The 15571-nt window shown below is 68.5% G+C and carries 13 protein-coding genes; 5 read left to right on the top strand and 8 right to left on the bottom strand.

Features of this window, described 5'->3' with window-relative positions:
- The first annotated feature begins 93 nt into the window (after positions 1-93).
- On the top strand, positions 94-2745 hold the full coding sequence (locus ACQPZF_RS17010; RefSeq protein ID WP_433272674.1) for a tetratricopeptide repeat protein: 2652 nt from the start codon (positions 94-96) through the stop codon (positions 2743-2745).
- Between the two features lie 437 nt (positions 2746-3182).
- On the opposite strand, the gene ACQPZF_RS17005 is transcribed toward ACQPZF_RS17010, so the two are convergent.
- On the bottom strand, positions 3183-3713 hold the full coding sequence (locus ACQPZF_RS17005) for a hypothetical protein (RefSeq protein ID WP_433272672.1): 531 nt from the start codon (positions 3711-3713) through the stop codon (positions 3183-3185).
- Positions 3714-3794: 81 nt separating this feature from the next.
- Positions 3795-4460 carry an SMI1/KNR4 family protein gene (locus tag ACQPZF_RS17000; RefSeq protein WP_433272670.1) on the bottom strand — a complete coding sequence of 222 codons (666 nt, stop codon included), beginning with the start codon at positions 4458-4460 and terminating at the stop codon, positions 3795-3797.
- Between the two features lie 279 nt (positions 4461-4739).
- Here ACQPZF_RS17000 and ACQPZF_RS16995 point away from each other — a divergent pair, with 279 nt between their 5' ends.
- Both ACQPZF_RS16995 and ACQPZF_RS16990 read left to right on the top strand, forming a co-directional pair.
- Positions 4740-7013: a NucA/NucB deoxyribonuclease domain-containing protein gene (locus tag ACQPZF_RS16995; protein WP_433272667.1), complete on the top strand. Its 2274-nt coding sequence runs from the start codon at positions 4740-4742 to the stop codon at positions 7011-7013.
- Positions 7014-7207: 194 nt separating this feature from the next.
- The gene (locus tag ACQPZF_RS16990; RefSeq protein WP_433272665.1) at positions 7208-7435 is read left to right on the top strand and encodes a hypothetical protein; all 228 of its coding nucleotides are present in this window, start codon (positions 7208-7210) and stop codon (positions 7433-7435) included.
- 171 nt (positions 7436-7606) lie between these two features.
- On the opposite strand, the gene ACQPZF_RS16985 is transcribed toward ACQPZF_RS16990, so the two are convergent.
- Complete coding sequence (locus tag ACQPZF_RS16985) at positions 7607-9826, bottom strand: hypothetical protein (protein WP_433272663.1); 2220 nt, start codon at positions 9824-9826, stop codon at positions 7607-7609.
- A gap of 507 nt (positions 9827-10333) precedes the next feature.
- Here ACQPZF_RS16985 and ACQPZF_RS16980 point away from each other — a divergent pair.
- Both ACQPZF_RS16980 and ACQPZF_RS16975 read left to right on the top strand, forming a co-directional pair.
- On the top strand, positions 10334-10732 hold the full coding sequence (locus tag ACQPZF_RS16980; protein ID WP_433272661.1) for an NPP1 family protein: 399 nt from the start codon (positions 10334-10336) through the stop codon (positions 10730-10732).
- A 142-nt stretch (positions 10733-10874) separates the two neighbouring features.
- A complete protein-coding gene (locus ACQPZF_RS16975; RefSeq protein ID WP_433272659.1) occupies positions 10875-12413 on the top strand; it encodes an NB-ARC domain-containing protein in 1539 nt (512 codons plus the stop codon).
- Here the strand turns inward: ACQPZF_RS16975 and ACQPZF_RS16970 are convergent.
- The 5 genes from ACQPZF_RS16970 to ACQPZF_RS16950 form a co-directional block, all read right to left on the bottom strand.
- Positions 12374-12565: an IS3 family transposase gene (locus ACQPZF_RS16970; protein WP_433274587.1), complete on the bottom strand. Its 192-nt coding sequence runs from the start codon at positions 12563-12565 to the stop codon at positions 12374-12376. The genes ACQPZF_RS16975 and ACQPZF_RS16970 overlap by 40 nt on opposite strands.
- 39 nt (positions 12566-12604) lie before the next feature.
- Entirely contained in the window at positions 12605-13498 is an 894-nt protein-coding gene (locus ACQPZF_RS16965; RefSeq protein ID WP_433272657.1) for a transposase, read from the bottom strand.
- Positions 13499-13552: 54 nt separating this feature from the next.
- Positions 13553-13687 (bottom strand): hypothetical protein, encoded by a 135-nt coding sequence (locus ACQPZF_RS16960; protein WP_433272655.1) that lies wholly within the window; start codon positions 13685-13687, stop codon positions 13553-13555.
- Positions 13688-13780: 93 nt separating this feature from the next.
- Positions 13781-14773 carry an epoxide hydrolase family protein gene (locus tag ACQPZF_RS16955; protein WP_433272652.1) on the bottom strand — a complete coding sequence of 331 codons (993 nt, stop codon included), beginning with the start codon at positions 14771-14773 and terminating at the stop codon, positions 13781-13783.
- Positions 14774-14855: 82 nt separating this feature from the next.
- Entirely contained in the window at positions 14856-15446 is a 591-nt protein-coding gene (locus ACQPZF_RS16950; RefSeq protein ID WP_433272650.1) for a TetR/AcrR family transcriptional regulator, read from the bottom strand.
- Positions 15447-15571: the final 125 nt, after the last annotated feature.

Here is a 15571-nt window from a genome sequence, read left to right as displayed (position 1 = left end):
TCTTCCTCGGCTTGCCGGAGGACCGTGCCACCACAGACGCCGGACGCCGGGCGACTGGTCCGCTGAAGCGACGGACCGGTGATTGGCGGGTAGGTGACCACCGGCGCCGCCAGGGTCCGCCATCATCTGCGCGTGCAACCGGATAGATCGGTCGAGAATTCCGCCAATGCCGACCATGTGACCAACCTGGTGCAGGCGGGCGTCGTGGGCACCGTCAACTTCGGCGCGGTGCCGTCACCGCCCCCGGCCGCCCTGGTGCTGCCGCTACATGGCAGGGCGGGCGCGGACATCTTCGTGGGACGGGAAGAGGAAATCGAGCGTCTGTCCGGCCGCCTGCGGCCGGGCTCCGGGAGCACAGTGTCGTGTGTCGCCGGCATGGGTGGGGTGGGCAAGACAGCCTTGGCCCTGCACTGCGCCAGGGCGGCCGTCGGAGCCGGCTGGTTCCCAGGCGGCGCGTTCTCGGTGGACATGCGGGGTTACCTGGCCGACGGCGGCGTTCCGGTGGAATCGGTGGTGCGCCCCCTGCTGCGGCACCTGGGCGTCGACCCGCTCGGCGCGCCGGCCGATCCCGGCGAGTCGGTGGCGGTCTATCAGCGGGTGCTCGACGAGATGGCCCGGTCAGGACGGGAAGTCCTGTTGGTGCTCGACAACGTCTCCACCGCCCGGCAGGTCGAAGGTCTGATCCCCGCCCACCCCGCGCACCGGGTCCTGGTCACGACCAGGGACACGTTGGACATTCCGGCCGCCCGCGGCTTCTCCCTCGACCTTCTGGCTGCGGACAAGGCCACCGTGCTGCTCGACGAGGCACTGCGCGACGTGGCGCCGCACGACCGACGGCTCTCCGACGACCCCGTCGGGACGCGGGAACTGGTTCGCACGTGCGGGCGGCTACCCCTCGCCCTGCGCATCGTCGCGGCCCTGCTCGCCGAGGAACCGGGACTATCCCCCTCCCGGCTGGCCGCCGAACTCACCGAAGCCGGGATCGTGGGTTTCGTCCACGGCGAGCGGGCCCTGTCGGCAGTGCTCGACCTGTCCTGGCACCACCTGGTCCGTCGGAACCTGCCCGCCGCGCAGCTGTTGCGGCTGCTCTGCCTCGCTCCCGTGCCGGACTGCGGCACAGGGGTCGCCGCCATGCTCGCCGACTCGTCCGAAGCCCGCACCGCCCCGTTGCTGCGCGCACTGCGCCAGGCCCACCTGTTAGCCCACGCCGATCGGCGCTGGCGGATGCACGACCTCGTTCGCGCCCACACCGAGACGCACGACGCGGACCTCACACCGGCCGATCTCGTCGCCGCCGACCTCCGCCTGGTCAACCACTACCTTTTCTCCACCCAGGACGCCGTAGGCCACCTGACGGCACTGCAGGCCAAGAGGCCCGACAACCGCTTCACCGACTCCGGGGAAGCCCTGCGCTGGTTGGACGGCGAGTACCCCGCCCTGCTCACCGTCGCCCGCAGATTGGCCGCAGGAGGTCACCACCACCATCCCGCGATGGCGCTGTGCAGCCATCTGAGCGTGTACCAGGACAGCCGCGGCTACCTGATGGACCGACTCACGACCTCGCAACTCGGCTACGTGGTCGCCTGCCGGCAGGACGACCTCTCCGTACGGGCGGAGATGGCCAACAACTTCGGAGTTGCGCTCAGTGAGGTCGGACTGCCGGGGAAGGCGATGGACCTCTACCGGAGCGCGATCGACCTGCACACCCGCAACGGCGACGACCACCTCGCCGCGAAGGGCCGCAACAACCTTGGTTCCGTGCTGACGTCCCTCGGGCGACACGAAGAGGCGATCAGATCCTGCCGCGACGCCGTCGACGCCTACCGGCGGTCGGGTGCCCCCCGACGGGAGGCGGGGGCATGGCGCAACCTGGGAAGCGCGCTCGCGGCCGGCGGCCGGATGGACGAAGCGGTCCTCGCCCTCGAGCGGGCCGCGGGCATGTACCGCGAGGTCGACGCCCACGAGAACGAGATCCAGGCCTGGACGCTGGTCGCGGACATCCTCGTGGATGCGGGTCTGGGCGAGGACGCCGTCGATGTGTGCCACAGCGCCATCGCGATCTGCCGGGCATTCCACGACACCGCGGCCGAGGCCCTCGCGTGGGCCGGGCTCGGCTCCACCTACCTGCGACTCGAGCGTCCCGCGGAGGCCGACGAGGCGTACCGGCGGAGCATCGAACTGGAGAGCGGAGAGCACCCAACCGGGATGGTCGCGCAGCGGTGGATCCAACTGGGGAACGCGAGAGCCGCCGACGGCGACCTCAACGGAGCCGCGGCGGCGCACCGGGAAGCCGTTCGCACATACCACCGGATCGGCGACCAGCACGGTGAGGCGATGACGTCGAACAACCTGGGCATGGTCCTGCTGCGGACGGGTGACAGGCGAGGAGCGGCCGAGGCCCACCAGGCCGCGCTGAGACTCACCCAGGCGCACGACGACTACTTCGGGCAGGCCATGACCCAGGCCAATCTCGGCGAATTGCACGACGAGGCGGGAGACACCGCCACCGCCGAAGCCGCGTTCCGCGAGGCGATCGCCCTGTTCTACAACATCGGCGACGTCAGGCACGAGGCCAGCGCATGGCTGCGCCTTGGCATCTGCCTGCACGACCACGACACGACGGGGGCGATGTCCGCCTACCGAGAGGCCCTGGCCGCCTACACCGAGTCGAATGACGAGCAAGGCGTGCGATCCGCCCGCGAGTGCCTGAGGAGGGCATCCGCCGGGGAACCGCGCCCCCTGTAACCGACTGTGTGGTCCACTCACTGCAGGAGGGCACTCCACAACCTTGATGTGACCGACTGTGGTGAAAGCCGCAGCGGGTGACCAGCTCAAAGCAGTTCATGATCACCTCCCGCCCCGTCGAAGACGACCTCGTCCCGGACAGGGCCGCTCACTACGTCCTGCAGCCTCTGGAACCCGATGCTCTGGGCCGCTTCGACGCACAATGGCTCGCACACCGCGGCGAACAGTCCGCTGTGCTCCAAAGCGCTGTGCGAGAACATCTGGCGCGGCTCGACAGCGTCGACCGGGACAGGAACCCATTGATCGCCGGGACGGCCTCCGTCCTGGCCGACGACAGCCCATCCGCCCTGCACCACCGCACGAGCGCGGGGATCTATCGCGCGTTCGCCGACCGACTCGTCGGCAACCTCGGGTCGACCGTCGAGCCCGTCGGATTTTCAGCTATCGAGGCAGTTGCCGTGGGGCAGGGTTCCTACGATGTCGTGCCCTTTCAGGCCCGACGGAACCTGTCGCAGGTATCCCACAATGCAGATGTGATCGTCGATCTGGATCGCATACAGCAGGCTCCCCACGGGAGCCGGGTCATCGTTGTCGGCGACGCGGGCGCTGGTTCGATCGAAGCCGGCTGCGCTCGCGTCCCGGATCAAGCGGTCGGCGTCGGCCTGGGCAGGCGGTCTGGGTTCGTGTTCACGACGGCAGGGTAGGCCCTTGTCGGTGAAGCAGTTGCCGAGCAGGCTGAGCACGCGTGCGGCCGGGGTGAACGCGGTCTCGGCGTCGGCGCGCTGGGTTTCGGTGATCCTGCCGCGTCGAGCGGAGTCGGTCGACACGCGGTCGCAGACGTCGCGGGGAACCTCCACTTGTGTTCCCCACATCAGGCAGAGTCCGCCCGTGGCGGCAGGTCCGACAGGTGGAGCGGCAATCAGCACTGCCGTGACCGGCCCGAGTGCCACGAGGCCCGTCGCGATCACGATTGAGCGCCACCGGCTGCGTACCGGCCTCCGGCGGGGTGTGGATACGGCGCCTTCGTCGTTGTGGGACACCGTGGTGCTTCACCGGCCGAGGAGTGGGTGATCGCGCGGTGTGGATGTCCAGACCAGGCGCCCGTCGTCGACTGCTGCCTGGTTGGTAGAGGCTTGGACATGCTGTTCACGCGTTTCGACGTAGCGGCGGCGGGCTTCGGAGCCGGTGTGCAGGGCGCCAGCGACGTCGGCGAGCATGTCGGCGACTCCGGTCCACCACGGTCCGCCGTCGGTGCCGTCCTCGCCGCTCCAGTGTTGGACGCAGCCGTGTCGGGGGCCGGGGCGGAGATCGACGAACAGCAGGTCTCCTCCTCCGTCCGCGGCGATGGGCACGAAAGACGCGAGGAACGCCCCTGCAGGGCTGCCTGCGGTGGCGGCGGTGGCGTTGTGGATGGCGGTGGGTGCGCCGGAGCCGACTCTGATCGATCGCTTGGCGAGGACGTCGTGCAGGGAGCAGGGTTCAAAGAACGGTGGCAGCAGCATCCCGTTGCCGTCGGCCAGTCCGGTGCCGTTGCACAGTCGCCACCACGTGATCAGGTCGTCCGGGAGGTTCTTCCCGACATCGTCGCGCATCGCACGCAGGTCCTCGTCGGATGCGGGCGGTGCGAGCGCCGCGAAGGTCACGGGAGCGTGAATCTCAAGCCAGGACGTGATTCCACGCCAGGAGTCGACCACTGATGCGTCCACGGTGCCCATTCTGCACCACCCGGACCGACGTGTGTTGCGGTGCGCACCGCAGTTCGTTCCGATGGCTGGAGCGAGTGTGGCGCAACGCCCTCGTCGCCCTTGCTGGCGTGGGGTGTGTAACCGGAGTTGGCCCGAATGGGTCTAGACCAGATTATGTACCGGCGAAACGATGTTGATGGGGGTTCGATACACAACCCGAGGGGGGTTGTTTTGCTTTCCCATGCCAGAAAAAAATCGTTGCCGTCCGGTGGGTTCCGACGGCGGAGACGGTTCATCGATATCGGCACCGTGCTGATCCTGCTCACGGCGGGTATCACGGTCGCGACCGGCAACTCGACGGCAGAACCGAGGGTTCCGCCGACGTCACCCTCGGCGCCGACAGTACTGGCTACTTCAGATGGTCGTGTGCACTACCTCGACTTCCCGTCCGGGCACGGCTATCACATCTCGCTCGATGCGCCGAACGGCCACGGTTTCCGGCAGCAGTTGCCGCCCAGTGGCATCGTATGGCTCGAGTCGAGCGTGCCGGTCGAGACCTACGACGGCTCCCTGCGCATCGTCGCCACGGGGACCGACGGCTCGTTGTGGACCACCGCACAGCGGGGCCGGAACGGGTCGTGGGCCGACTGGTCGAAGCTAGGTGGTCCGCAGGTGCACGACGCGCCGGCCGTCATCCGCGGCGCCGGCGACGCGGTATCGGTGTTCGTCGCCGGCAGCGACGGCGCCGTGTGGACGCTCCGGCAGCAGGCGAAGGATGGTCCTTGGGGAACTTGGGAGTCTCTGGGCGGCACCGGGTTGAGCAATCCGGTCACCGTAGGCAGGGGCGTCGGCGACGCTTTCGAAGTCGTCGCCACATCCTGGAAGACGAAGACCCTCTGGAAGGCTTCGCAGGCCGTCGCGGGCGGCCCGTACTCGACATGGCAGCAGTTCAGCGACTCCGGCTTCCACCGGCACGCCCAGCTCATCACTCACGCCGACCGGAGCATGGAACTGGTGGTGCGCACCCAGGGCGGCCAAGTGGCCACCAAGCGTCAGACCTCGCCCCGAGGCTCATGGGCGCCGTGGTCCACGCTCACCGGCCCGGTCGGAACCGGGAAACCCGCCGTGATCCTGCGCCCGGACGGGCGGCTGTCCATCCTGGCCGGCGCTGAGGACGGCCGCCTGTTCGCCGGCCGCTTCGGATTCGACCCGACCACCGGGATGACGACGGCGGACCAGTGGGACGAGCTCACCGGCCGCGACGCGCCACGTGTGCTCAGTGATCAGGCCATCTCGGGAACGGGACGGCCGGACGGTTCCTGGATCGCCGTCTACAACGACCGCAGCGAGAAGTTCGCGGAGATCGTCGGCAACTACTCCGAGCCGGCACAGGACCAGGCCGAGCCCGCACCGCCGGCGTTGCGGAGCTTGCCGACGGTGCGGGCGGAGGACGGCGGCAGCGGACAGTACGCAGAAGGGGTCAACGCAGTGCGGCAGGTCGGCCCGACCGGGTGGACCCCACCGGCTTTCCAGTACGAACATTTCACCTACGACGAGTGCACCAAGACGGCAGACGTGGTCCGTGAGCACTTTTCGATCAAGAACCGCTACTCCTCATGCTGGGCAGCCGACAACACCGTCCACTTCAAGATGGCTTGCCACAGGGTGCACGGTGAAGACGTGTGCTATGGACGCCGAATCACGTTCACCGTGACTGTGATCGGGCTCGGGTCGGACTACTACCGGCAGGGCCGCTTCGCCATCTCCGTCTCGCGGTTCGAGCACGTCCTTCCCGTCGACGAGGGACTCAGAGTCAGCGTCGAGGCCAGGTGCCTTCCACAAGTCGAGACCACGGATTGCGAATCGGATCCGGACACGCCGCCGGTGCAGCGCACCATCGCCGAATGGATGAACAACAAAGACGCCAGGGGCGATGTGATCGGCCACGAACCCCGGCCGAACCCTGTGCTGAACCCCGAGCAGCTCGGCTACGGCAAGGCGTACGTGCGGGTGAAGGTCCATCGACAGGACGGCAGCTTCAAACAGGTCGACTCGGTGGACCTACGCCTACGGTTCGACTCGGCCGGGTACATGTCCGCGAACGGCAAGTCCGGAACGATCTTCCCGGACGTCGACCCTGTCATGAACTTCCCGATCAACACACCTGAGTTCGCCGCCATGAGGGAATCCGGGTTGCACTACAAGCAGGCCATGGAACACCCGGAGCAGACGATCCCGGCCGTGACGGGCAAGTCCATCCCCGGCGCGATCGGCGGATCGCCCCTGCACCGCCTCAAGCACAACGACCGGTGGCGCGAGGAGAACCGGGACGAGGCGTTGCGCACCTGCAGAAGCAGCGAAATGCCACCGGGCGAGTACCCCAGGGACGGCTACCAATGCGACGAGTACCCCTTCGCCAGCACGCATGAAGGAGCCTCCCGCACGTACAACCCGCAACGGAACTTCTCCGTCAAGTCGATCCCCGAGGACGACAACAGCGCGTCGGGGACTTGGATCGGCACCTGGTACTCCTACGACCGAATCATCGACGGCGACCACTTCTACGTACGCGTAATCGAATAACACCACCTCGAACGGCTCCATCAACAGAACCCCCGAGGTGCCGGGTGCGGCGAAATCACGCCGCACCCGGCGCTCCTCACTACCGCGACCCTATACAGACCAGGACGCCGAAACGGCAGATGGAGGTTGTCCCCTTGAATCGGACACCCTGATCCCAGACAGCGGTCTTGGGGCGGTCTTGGGGGGATGCCCCCGTGTCAGGCAAGTCGAAGTGCCCCGAGCAGTTCCGCAGGGACGCCGTCGAAGCACCGGACGAGGGTCAGGACCCTGGCGAGGGCCGGCCTGACCAAGGTCGCCACGAGTCCGAGAAGGTCGAAATTCTGCTTCGACCTTTCGGCTGGTGCGTCCTGACCTGGACGAGCGAGTTCGCCGAAGCGGTGGTCGCCGGCGAGCACATGCACGCCGCCGCCTACCTCGACTGATTGAACTCGACGGCGACGCGCCGCAGTGGGCTCGGCTGACCGCCCGAGTTGGCACCTGGGCTCACCGGTGCGCAGGTCGAGCAGTTGACGGTATCGAAGATCAAAACAGACGAGCGCCCATCATCTTCAGCAGGTTGGACCCTCACGGCCGTTCATCGCGGAGCGGACGCGTCAACCGGCCGATCTTTCGTCCACGAGCCGGTCTTGCAGGCGAGGGTGCTTGAACTGGTAGAGCGCACCGACGGTACGCAGTACGCGGCGGTCGCGCTGTACCTCGAGGGAGAAAACGCCGCGCATCCGGATGCCGCGCAGCCTCAATTGCAGGCACACCAGTGTCGTCCGCCACGCATCGCAGGAACCGATGCCGAGGGCGAGTCCCACCATGACCGTGATCGCCGCGAAGGTGATCGCCCCGGCCAACGGTCCGTGGAGCACCCCGTGCTTCACCCCTTGCGGCACGCCCAGGGCCAACCCACAGGTGAGACCGAAGGTGATGGCGCGTTTCACGTCCTGGACCCATGCCACATACGGATCCGTGGCGGTCTGCATCGACGGACGGCCGAAGCCGACCATGACCCCGAAGACGAACGTCATCGTCAGGCCCGCGCCGATACCCTGCCGCGGTCCGTCGGTGAACCCGTACGCCAGCCCGATGGGCAGTCCGCCCGCGAGACCCGACAACGGGTGGAACCGGCTCGCGAGCGATCGCCACCGCGAGCGTTCGCCCGTCCGTGGCGGAGCCACAGCGCCGCTCGGCCCACGCCAGACCACCACGCCCGCACCGAGTCCCGCCAAGACTCCCAGGCCCCACTGCGTCTGGTTCCCCACCGCGATGACCGTGGCGACCCCGGTCGTCACCCCCGCGCCGAGGCTGAACGCCGCGGTGTTGCCGCTGGCCCTGGTGAACCGGCGGGAATGGCGCAGTTCGGACATGAGACCGGTCAGCAGACCGAACACCAGGCCGATCGCGGACAGGTAGACGAGGCCGAAAGCGGCCCCGGTGGATCCGTCGACCACGTACCTGCCGTGCGGTCCGAACATCATCGGCCCGGACACCGCGCCCACGACCATCCCGATGACCGTGGGAACGCTCACGCGAACCGCACGCTCGTGCCACCGCTTCACCCACTGGTGGATCTGCCACCAGGCGAGGTCGCGGGTGTTGCCCTGTTCCAGCATCCGCGCCGCGACGAAGGTCAGCAGCGCTCGGTGCTCACCGGTCCCGACGGAGCGGTCGAGCAGCGCGTTCTCCACCTCCTCCCGGACGTTGAACCTGCCCGGCGTCAGCAGGTCTCGAACGAGGTCCGCGTCGGTGTGGTCACGCAGCAGGGTCAGGGTGAGCGGGGAGTCGAGGGCGTGCGCGACGACGCTGTCCGGGTGCTCGCGCAGGTGAGCGGTCAGCTGTGTCCACTGCGGTGCGGCGTCGTCGCGGTTCAGCCCGTCGAGGTAATCGGCCGCGTCCGCGGCCGGGACCGGCAAAAGTTCGAGCGCCGCGGCCGCGTGCACGTGCTCGCCGGTGACCACCACGTCGGCGAACTCCCTCGTCCGGGTCGCCAGCACCAGGCGGAATGTCGACGGCTTGCGGATGTCGTCCAGCGCCGCCGCGCGCAACCGCGGGTCCATCTCGTCGAACCCGTCCAGGAACAGCGCGACTCCACCGCTTTTGACGAGTTGGGCGGCCATGCTGTCGCCGAACTGCTCGGTGCGCAGAAACGGGTGGTCCACGGCCAACCGTTCGGCCAGCCACTCCCCCAGCCGTTGATCGCCCGGGTCCCACCCGCTCGTGGTGAACAGGACCGGCACCGGCACCGCCGCCCGCTGCTGCGCCACCAGCCCCGCCCGGTGGGCAAGCGCCTCGATCAGCGTCAGGATCGTGGCGGCCGACTTCCCGGAACCCGCGTCGCCGAGGATCACGGTGCGCCCGCCGTCGAGTCCGGCGTACACGGAAAACAGGTCCCGCAGCCCACCGGACCGCAAACCCGCCGGACCGACCGCGCTCACCCCGCGCAGCGGCGGGAACAGCGGTCTTCGCCGCGGCGGGACGTTCGCGACGACCTCCACCGTGCTGGTCATGCCCTTCGCCCACCGCCAACGGATCGGCACCGGCATCGGAACGCGGAGCCTCCTGTGGTCCGCCTCCGCGGCCCACTGGCTCGCGACCTCGATCGCCAGCCGGTCGGCCGCCGCCGTGAGGTCGGCGTTCAGCAGCGGCGGGCTGGGTGCTTCCTGCGCCTGCTCCGCTTCGGTTCGCGCGTGCCGCCAATGTTCACGGACCGAGCGCAGCAAGTCCCGCGCTTCGCCCACGGCTTGGAGGTCTTCCGCACCAGCTCCTCCGAGTTCGACCTTCCGGTCCAGCGCGAAGATCATCACCTCGGTCGCGCGCAGCACCATTTCATCGGCAACAGCCCGCGTCCCTCTTAGCCAGTAATTCCAACTGGTGTCACTCGCGCCCGTCTTGTCGGCAAGGGTTTTGAGTGACCACTTGAGGGTTTTTCGGGCCCGGTCCAAGTCCGCCAGCAGGTCACTGCGAGTCCGGGAGGGTTGGTGCCGCACCGTTCCAGTTTGCCCCAAGACCAGAGCCGCCCGTCCCCGGGATATCCCGGGGACACGATTGCGCTGGTCAGCGGCGCAAGAGCGGCTAGCGTCGAAGACGGCGCCGGGAGTCGCGGCAACCCGCTGGACGACCATCCGCCTCCAAACCGAGGCTTTCGCACATCGGCAGAGCGCCGTGAGATCGAGTGCCCGGTCTTCGGCGTCGGCGGATTCAACGAGGAGAACCAATGGAAGGACGACCCCGCCGCAGGATGCGAATGGTCGTCACTATCGCGGGCGTCGTGGCGCTCATGACGGGCTTGCCCCAAGTCGCGCAGGCCGCGCCTCCGGGTGCGCTTCCCGCCGATGCGGGCAGCGAGGCCAGGAACTGGCAACCCGCGTTCGACTACGACCGCGGGTTGCTACCCCGTGCCGGCCGTGGGCAGGAACGGCGTGGTGGCATCAGGACTCAACCCCTCGGCGGCGGTCGACGGCAACTGCCGCGACCGCTCCGACCTCGACAACACGAACTCGTACGTGCGGTCGAAGCGCAACCACGGGTGTTGCGCGCACACAAGTGCGTCATCCATGTTTCCGATTCGCCAAGTCGGGCGAGCGCCCGTAGAACATGTACGGCGCTTGGCAATACCTGACCCGCGCGGACTGGAATCGACTCGCTCCGGGAATCCGACAGAAACTGGTGAGAGCAGGTTTCCGGCGAGGCCGCATTGTTCATCAAAGACGGCACGTTCAGCCGTGAATTGATGAAAGCCGAGTCGGACACCACTGCGCGCATGAAGGCGCCCCGACGGTTGACAGACGCCACCGTCAGGGCAGTTCCCGGTGCACGTATCACCATTCAAGGAACTCACGTTTCGCATCACGCGAATGACACTCTGGACACGAAATGACGATCGAACACGGTAGCGATGACACGACCCTCGCTTCCGGATCCCTAAGCCTCAGCGGATCTGTCGACGCCGGGGTGCGCAATGAAGTGGCCGCCGCAGCGGTATCCGGAGTGGTCCTGCAGGCGGGCACGGTCGTCGGTGGTGTCCACGTTCACTCTCCGCACCCCGCGGTTCCGACACCGCGCCAGCTCCCTCCGGTGCCAGCGGCGTTCGTCGGGCACGCACCGGAGCTGGCTGCGTTGTCCAGCGCGTTGACCCCGGAACACCACGGCAACGCAGGGCGAGTCGCCGTGGTGGCCGGAGCAGGCGGGATGGGCAAGACCTGGCTCGTGTCGCACTGGGCGCACCACCACGTCGACCGGTTCCCCGATGGGCAATTGTTCGTCGACCTGCTTGGGTTCTCGCCCGCCGCACCACTGGAACCGACCGCGGTGCTTCGAGGTTTTCTCGAGGCGCTGAATGTCGAGCCCTGGCGAGTGCCACCCGACCTGCACTCCAGGACCGCGATGTTCCGCAGTCTGGCCGAAGGCCGTCGGATCTTGATCGTGCTCGACAACGCCGCCGATGTGGAGCAGGTGGCTCCGCTGCTGCCGGGAGCGTCTACGTGTGCGGTCGTGGTGACCAGTCGCCGTCACCTCGCCGGTCTCGTGACGCGTTTCGGCGCCAACCTCATCCGAATGGGGGTTCTCGTCGAGGATGAACCACGTCGACTGCTCGTCGCCAGGCTCGGCGTCGCCAGGGTAGACAACGCGTCGGACGCGGTGTCGGAACTGCTCCGGTTGTGCGCTGGGCATCCATTGGCGTTAGCAGTCGTCGCGGGACGTGCGCAGGCCGACCCGCACGTCCTTTTCGCGGAGTTGGCGGAAGAGCTCAGAGACCCGCCGACTCGGCTGGCCGCGCTCGCCGACGAGGACCCGGCGTCGAGCCTGCCCGCCGTGCTGGACTGGTCGTTGCGCGCGCTCGCCCCCGGGCCGCGGCGCATGCTCGGGCTGCTCGCGATCGCGCCCGGTCCCGACATCGACGCCGCAGCCGCGGCCAGCCTCGCCGCCGTGTCGATATCCGCTGCCAACGCGGCGTTCCGCGTGCTCCTGCAGGCCAGTCTGGTGGACCGCCACAGTACGGGCCGGTACCGGATGCACGACCTCATCCGGCTGCACGCCCACGACCTCTGCGGGGAATCGGAACGGTCATCGGCGTTGCGACGAGTGGTCGACTTCTACCTGCACACCGCTCACGCGGGCGATCGGCACCTGAACCCCCGTGCGACCCCGCTCCAGCTCAGCCGGCCGGTCGCGGGATGCGAGCCGCTTCCCTTGGCGCCTGACGATCGCGCGATCATGACGTGGTTCGACGCGAACCACTGCTGCCTCCTCGCCGCGCAGCAGGTCGCGACCGCACGAGATTGGCACGATGTTACCTGGTCGTTGGCACGTGTCCTGTTCGGCTACCACGACCGCCGAGGACTGTCAAGTACCGGGTTTGCTGGAGGGTGTGATTACCCGCTCGGTGGCGGGACGGGTGCGGTTGTGTGGTGATGGTTGGCCTCGTGTTCCACGGGCGGGATCAGGCCGAGTTCGCCGTGTAGCCGCCGGTGGTTGTACCAGTCGATGTACTCGGCGACGGCGATCTCGAGGTCGTCGACGCCGCGCCAGGGTCCCTTGTTGCGGACCAGTTCGGCCTTGAAGATTTGAACGCCTCGGCCATGGCGTTGACGCTCCTATAGTTGTCAAGCGGCCTGTGCGGTGCTGGTGGGCTGGCTGCGCAGCGGTCGTGGCAGTGCCCGGATTTCCCTGGCCGGTAGGCGTTTGAGGCAGCGGATGATCTCGGCTGTGGTCTTGCCTTCGGCGGTTCGTCGGGTGACGTAGGCGATGGTGGGTTGGTGGAAGCGCATGCGGACGATGACGGCGCGGTAGAGGGCGGCGTTGGCCTGGCGGTGTCCGCCGCGGTTGAGGCGGTGGCGGTTGGTCGTGCCGGAGGATGCGGGGATGGGCGCGACGTCGCAGAGGCGGGCCCAGGCCGGTTCGGAGCGGACGCGGTCGATGTTGTCGCCGGCGACGATGAGCATCTCGTAGGCGGTGTCGGCGCCGATGCCGAAGGCATCGACCGGTTGCGGCACAAGCTGTTCGGTGAGCTCGCCCTGCAGCGTCTCATGGGACTTGATCTCGTCGTCGAGGTGCTGCCACCGGCGGGCGATGGCGCGCAGGGTGTGTTCGGTCGCGGCAGTGACGGTGTCGACCGTGCCGGGGCGCAGGCCGGCGCAGCGGTGGATCAGCGCCATCTTCGTCAGTGGTCGGAGTTGCTCGCGCAGCTCGGGGTCGGCGGTGACGATCACGGCTTCGAGGGTGATCATGGCGGAGGTGCGGGCTTTGACCGCGACGTCCTTGGCGACCTTGACCTGACGGATCATTTCGACCGTGCCGTCGTTGGTCTCGGGCACGGCGGTGGCGGTGTCGTTGAGCACGGCGCGGGCGGCGTTCCCGGCGTCGATGGTGTCGCTCTTGCCGCGCAGCCGCCGGTCGCGTCGGTCGGTGCGCAGCACCTCGACCGCGCCCAGGCCGCGGCGGCGCACGGCGGAGGTCGGGCCGGCGCCGTAGGAGCCGGTGCCCTCGATGCCGAACACGAGCCGCTTGGCACCGAACGCGGCGGCCCGGTCCGGCAGTTGCCGGTAGCCGTCCTAGTCGGCGGGGAAGGACCGGGTGTCGAGGCGGCCGCCGATGTCGTCCGGGGCGACGGCGACGTGGACGTGCTTGTGGGTGTCGACGCCGATGACGACTCGACGCAGTCGGGGATCGCGCTCCACACTGGGCATTGCGGGCTCCACCTCGATGCCGGGGACACGGGGTTCGTGACGCCGGCCGGTCGGGTGGACGGGACTGTGACGGGACCTGCTGCGATCAGGCTCCTATAAGGTCACTGCCCGTCCGGCCGGCACCACAGTGGTGATGCACCGCCAGGCGGACGACAGATCAACAGCACGGACACCCAAAGATCGTGGGGTCAGTCGTAAGCAGGAGTCAGGCTGGCTGGTGGCGACTACCAGTCTCACAGTCGTAGGAGTCTCCTGTGCTGCCCACGGATGCGACCGCACCGGCCTCGGCCAGGCGCTGGGTGTAGCCAGTTGGCCGACCGGGGAGTCGGTGAGGGCGTAGGCGAGGGTCTGCGGCCGGGTGGCCTGCACGGCGACGTAACCGGAGGTTTCCGCTTGGTGGCGGGCCCAGCCGGCGAGCCGTTCGCGGTCGAGGTCGTCGAGTGTCGACGGGTCGCCGTCCGGGAAGGTGGGCGAGCTGTTGAGGTGGATGCCGATCACGTTGTCGGGCGCGATAATCCCGAGTTCGCGGGAGATCCCGGAGCCGAAGTCGCCGCCTTGCGCGCCGTAGCTGTCATACCCGAGCCGGCGCATCAGCTCGGCCCAGGCACGGGCGACGCGGCGGTGGTCCCAGCGCCCTTGCGTGGTGGGACCGGAGAAGCCGAACCCGGGGATGGACGGGACCACGACGTGGAAGGCGTCAGCGGGATCGCCGCCGTGGGCGCGGGGGTCGGTCAGCGGGCCGATGACGTCCAGGAACTCGAAGACCGAGCCGGGCCAGCCGTGGGTCATGATCAGCGGCACGGCGTCGGGTTCCGGTGAGGTGACGTGCAGGAAGTGCACGTCGCTGCCGTCGATTCCGGTGATGTACTGCGGAAAGGAGTTCAGCCGGGCTTCGTGGGCGCGCCAGTCGTAGCCGGTGCGCCAGTGCTCGGCGAGTTCGCGCAAGTAGGTGACGGGAACGCCGTAGTCCCAGTCGTCGCCGGAAAGCGCTGCGGGCCAACGGGTCTGGGCGAGCCGTGCGTTCAGGTCGTCGAGCGCGGCCTGCGGGATCTCGGCGCGGAAGGGGCGGATGTTCGGTGCGGTCATGGGTTTCTACTTCCTGGCGGAGCGGGCAGACGATCGGTGCGGACGGTCATGGCGCATGACGGTCGTGGTGCGGGCGGTCGTGTCACGTGGTGGGCGGTCGGAGTCGGTTGATCAGCGCGTCCTCCAGTTGTCGCAGGGGGAATCCGGGGTCCTCGGCGGCGAGGACCAGTCCGCCCCGGATGCCGGCCATCAGCACGAGCCGATCCCCTTCGGGGTCGGGTGAGCCGGCCCGGACCAGCGCGTCGTCCAGCGCCCGCAACAGGTCTGCCGAGGCGATGTCCGCGCCCGCCTCGTGCAGGACCTCACGGGCTTCCGGGTCGGCGAGCAGTGCGGAAACGGCGCGCCCTTCGTCGATTTCGTCGGGCGAGGTGTCCAGACCGAGCAGCGCCGAGCGGATCAGCAGCCGCAAGGTGGTGGCCGGGTCGCCATCCTGATGGGCGGCGAGCGCGGCGCGGGTGCGCTCCCGCCAGCCGTCGGCGATGTCGATCAGCAGTCCCGCCTTGCTGCCGAAGTAGCGCGACGGCAGCCCGTCGGCCACTCCCGCGCGGGCGGCGACCTGGCGCAGGGTGGTGGCGCGATAACCCTGCTCGGCCATCAGCAGCACGGCGGCTCGGCGGATGCGGGCCCGGGTGGCGTCCCGGACGGCGGCGGACGCCTCAGGGGTGCGCGGCACGCGATCTCCTCTCCGGTGGGCGTGAGCCGACGACTCGGTCGTCAGGTTTCGGTTGAACGTCTGTTCAACCTAACACGCCTGTCGGACAACGCGTGCCCGTGCTGTGACGGGAGTCGCATGTGGAC

The sequence above is a fragment of the Actinosynnema sp. CS-041913 genome, assembly GCF_050942485.1.
GTDB lineage: Bacteria > Actinomycetota > Actinomycetes > Mycobacteriales > Pseudonocardiaceae > Actinosynnema.
Note: the sequence above shows the minus strand (reverse complement) of the source record. Positions and strands in the feature narration are given on the sequence as shown.

What these genes read in the sequence shown, in the direction of transcription:
- ACQPZF_RS16975 (WP_433272659.1), top strand. Translation starts at nt 10,875, where the DNA reads ATGACGATCGAACACGGTAGCGATGACACGACCCTCGCTTCCGGATCC.
- ACQPZF_RS16980 (WP_433272661.1), top strand. Translation starts at nt 10,334, where the DNA reads ATGCGGGCAGCGAGGCCAGGAACTGGCAACCCGCGTTCGACTACGACC.
- ACQPZF_RS16955 (WP_433272652.1), bottom strand. Translation starts at nt 14,773, where the DNA reads ATGACCGCACCGAACATCCGCCCCTTCCGCGCCGAGATCCCGCAGGCC.
- ACQPZF_RS16960 (WP_433272655.1), bottom strand. Translation starts at nt 13,687, where the DNA reads ATGCCCAGTGTGGAGCGCGATCCCCGACTGCGTCGAGTCGTCATCGGC.
- ACQPZF_RS17000 (WP_433272670.1), bottom strand. Translation starts at nt 4,460, where the DNA reads ATGGGCACCGTGGACGCATCAGTGGTCGACTCCTGGCGTGGAATCACG.
- ACQPZF_RS16985 (WP_433272663.1), bottom strand. Translation starts at nt 9,826, where the DNA reads ATGGTGCTGCGCGCGACCGAGGTGATGATCTTCGCGCTGGACCGGAAG.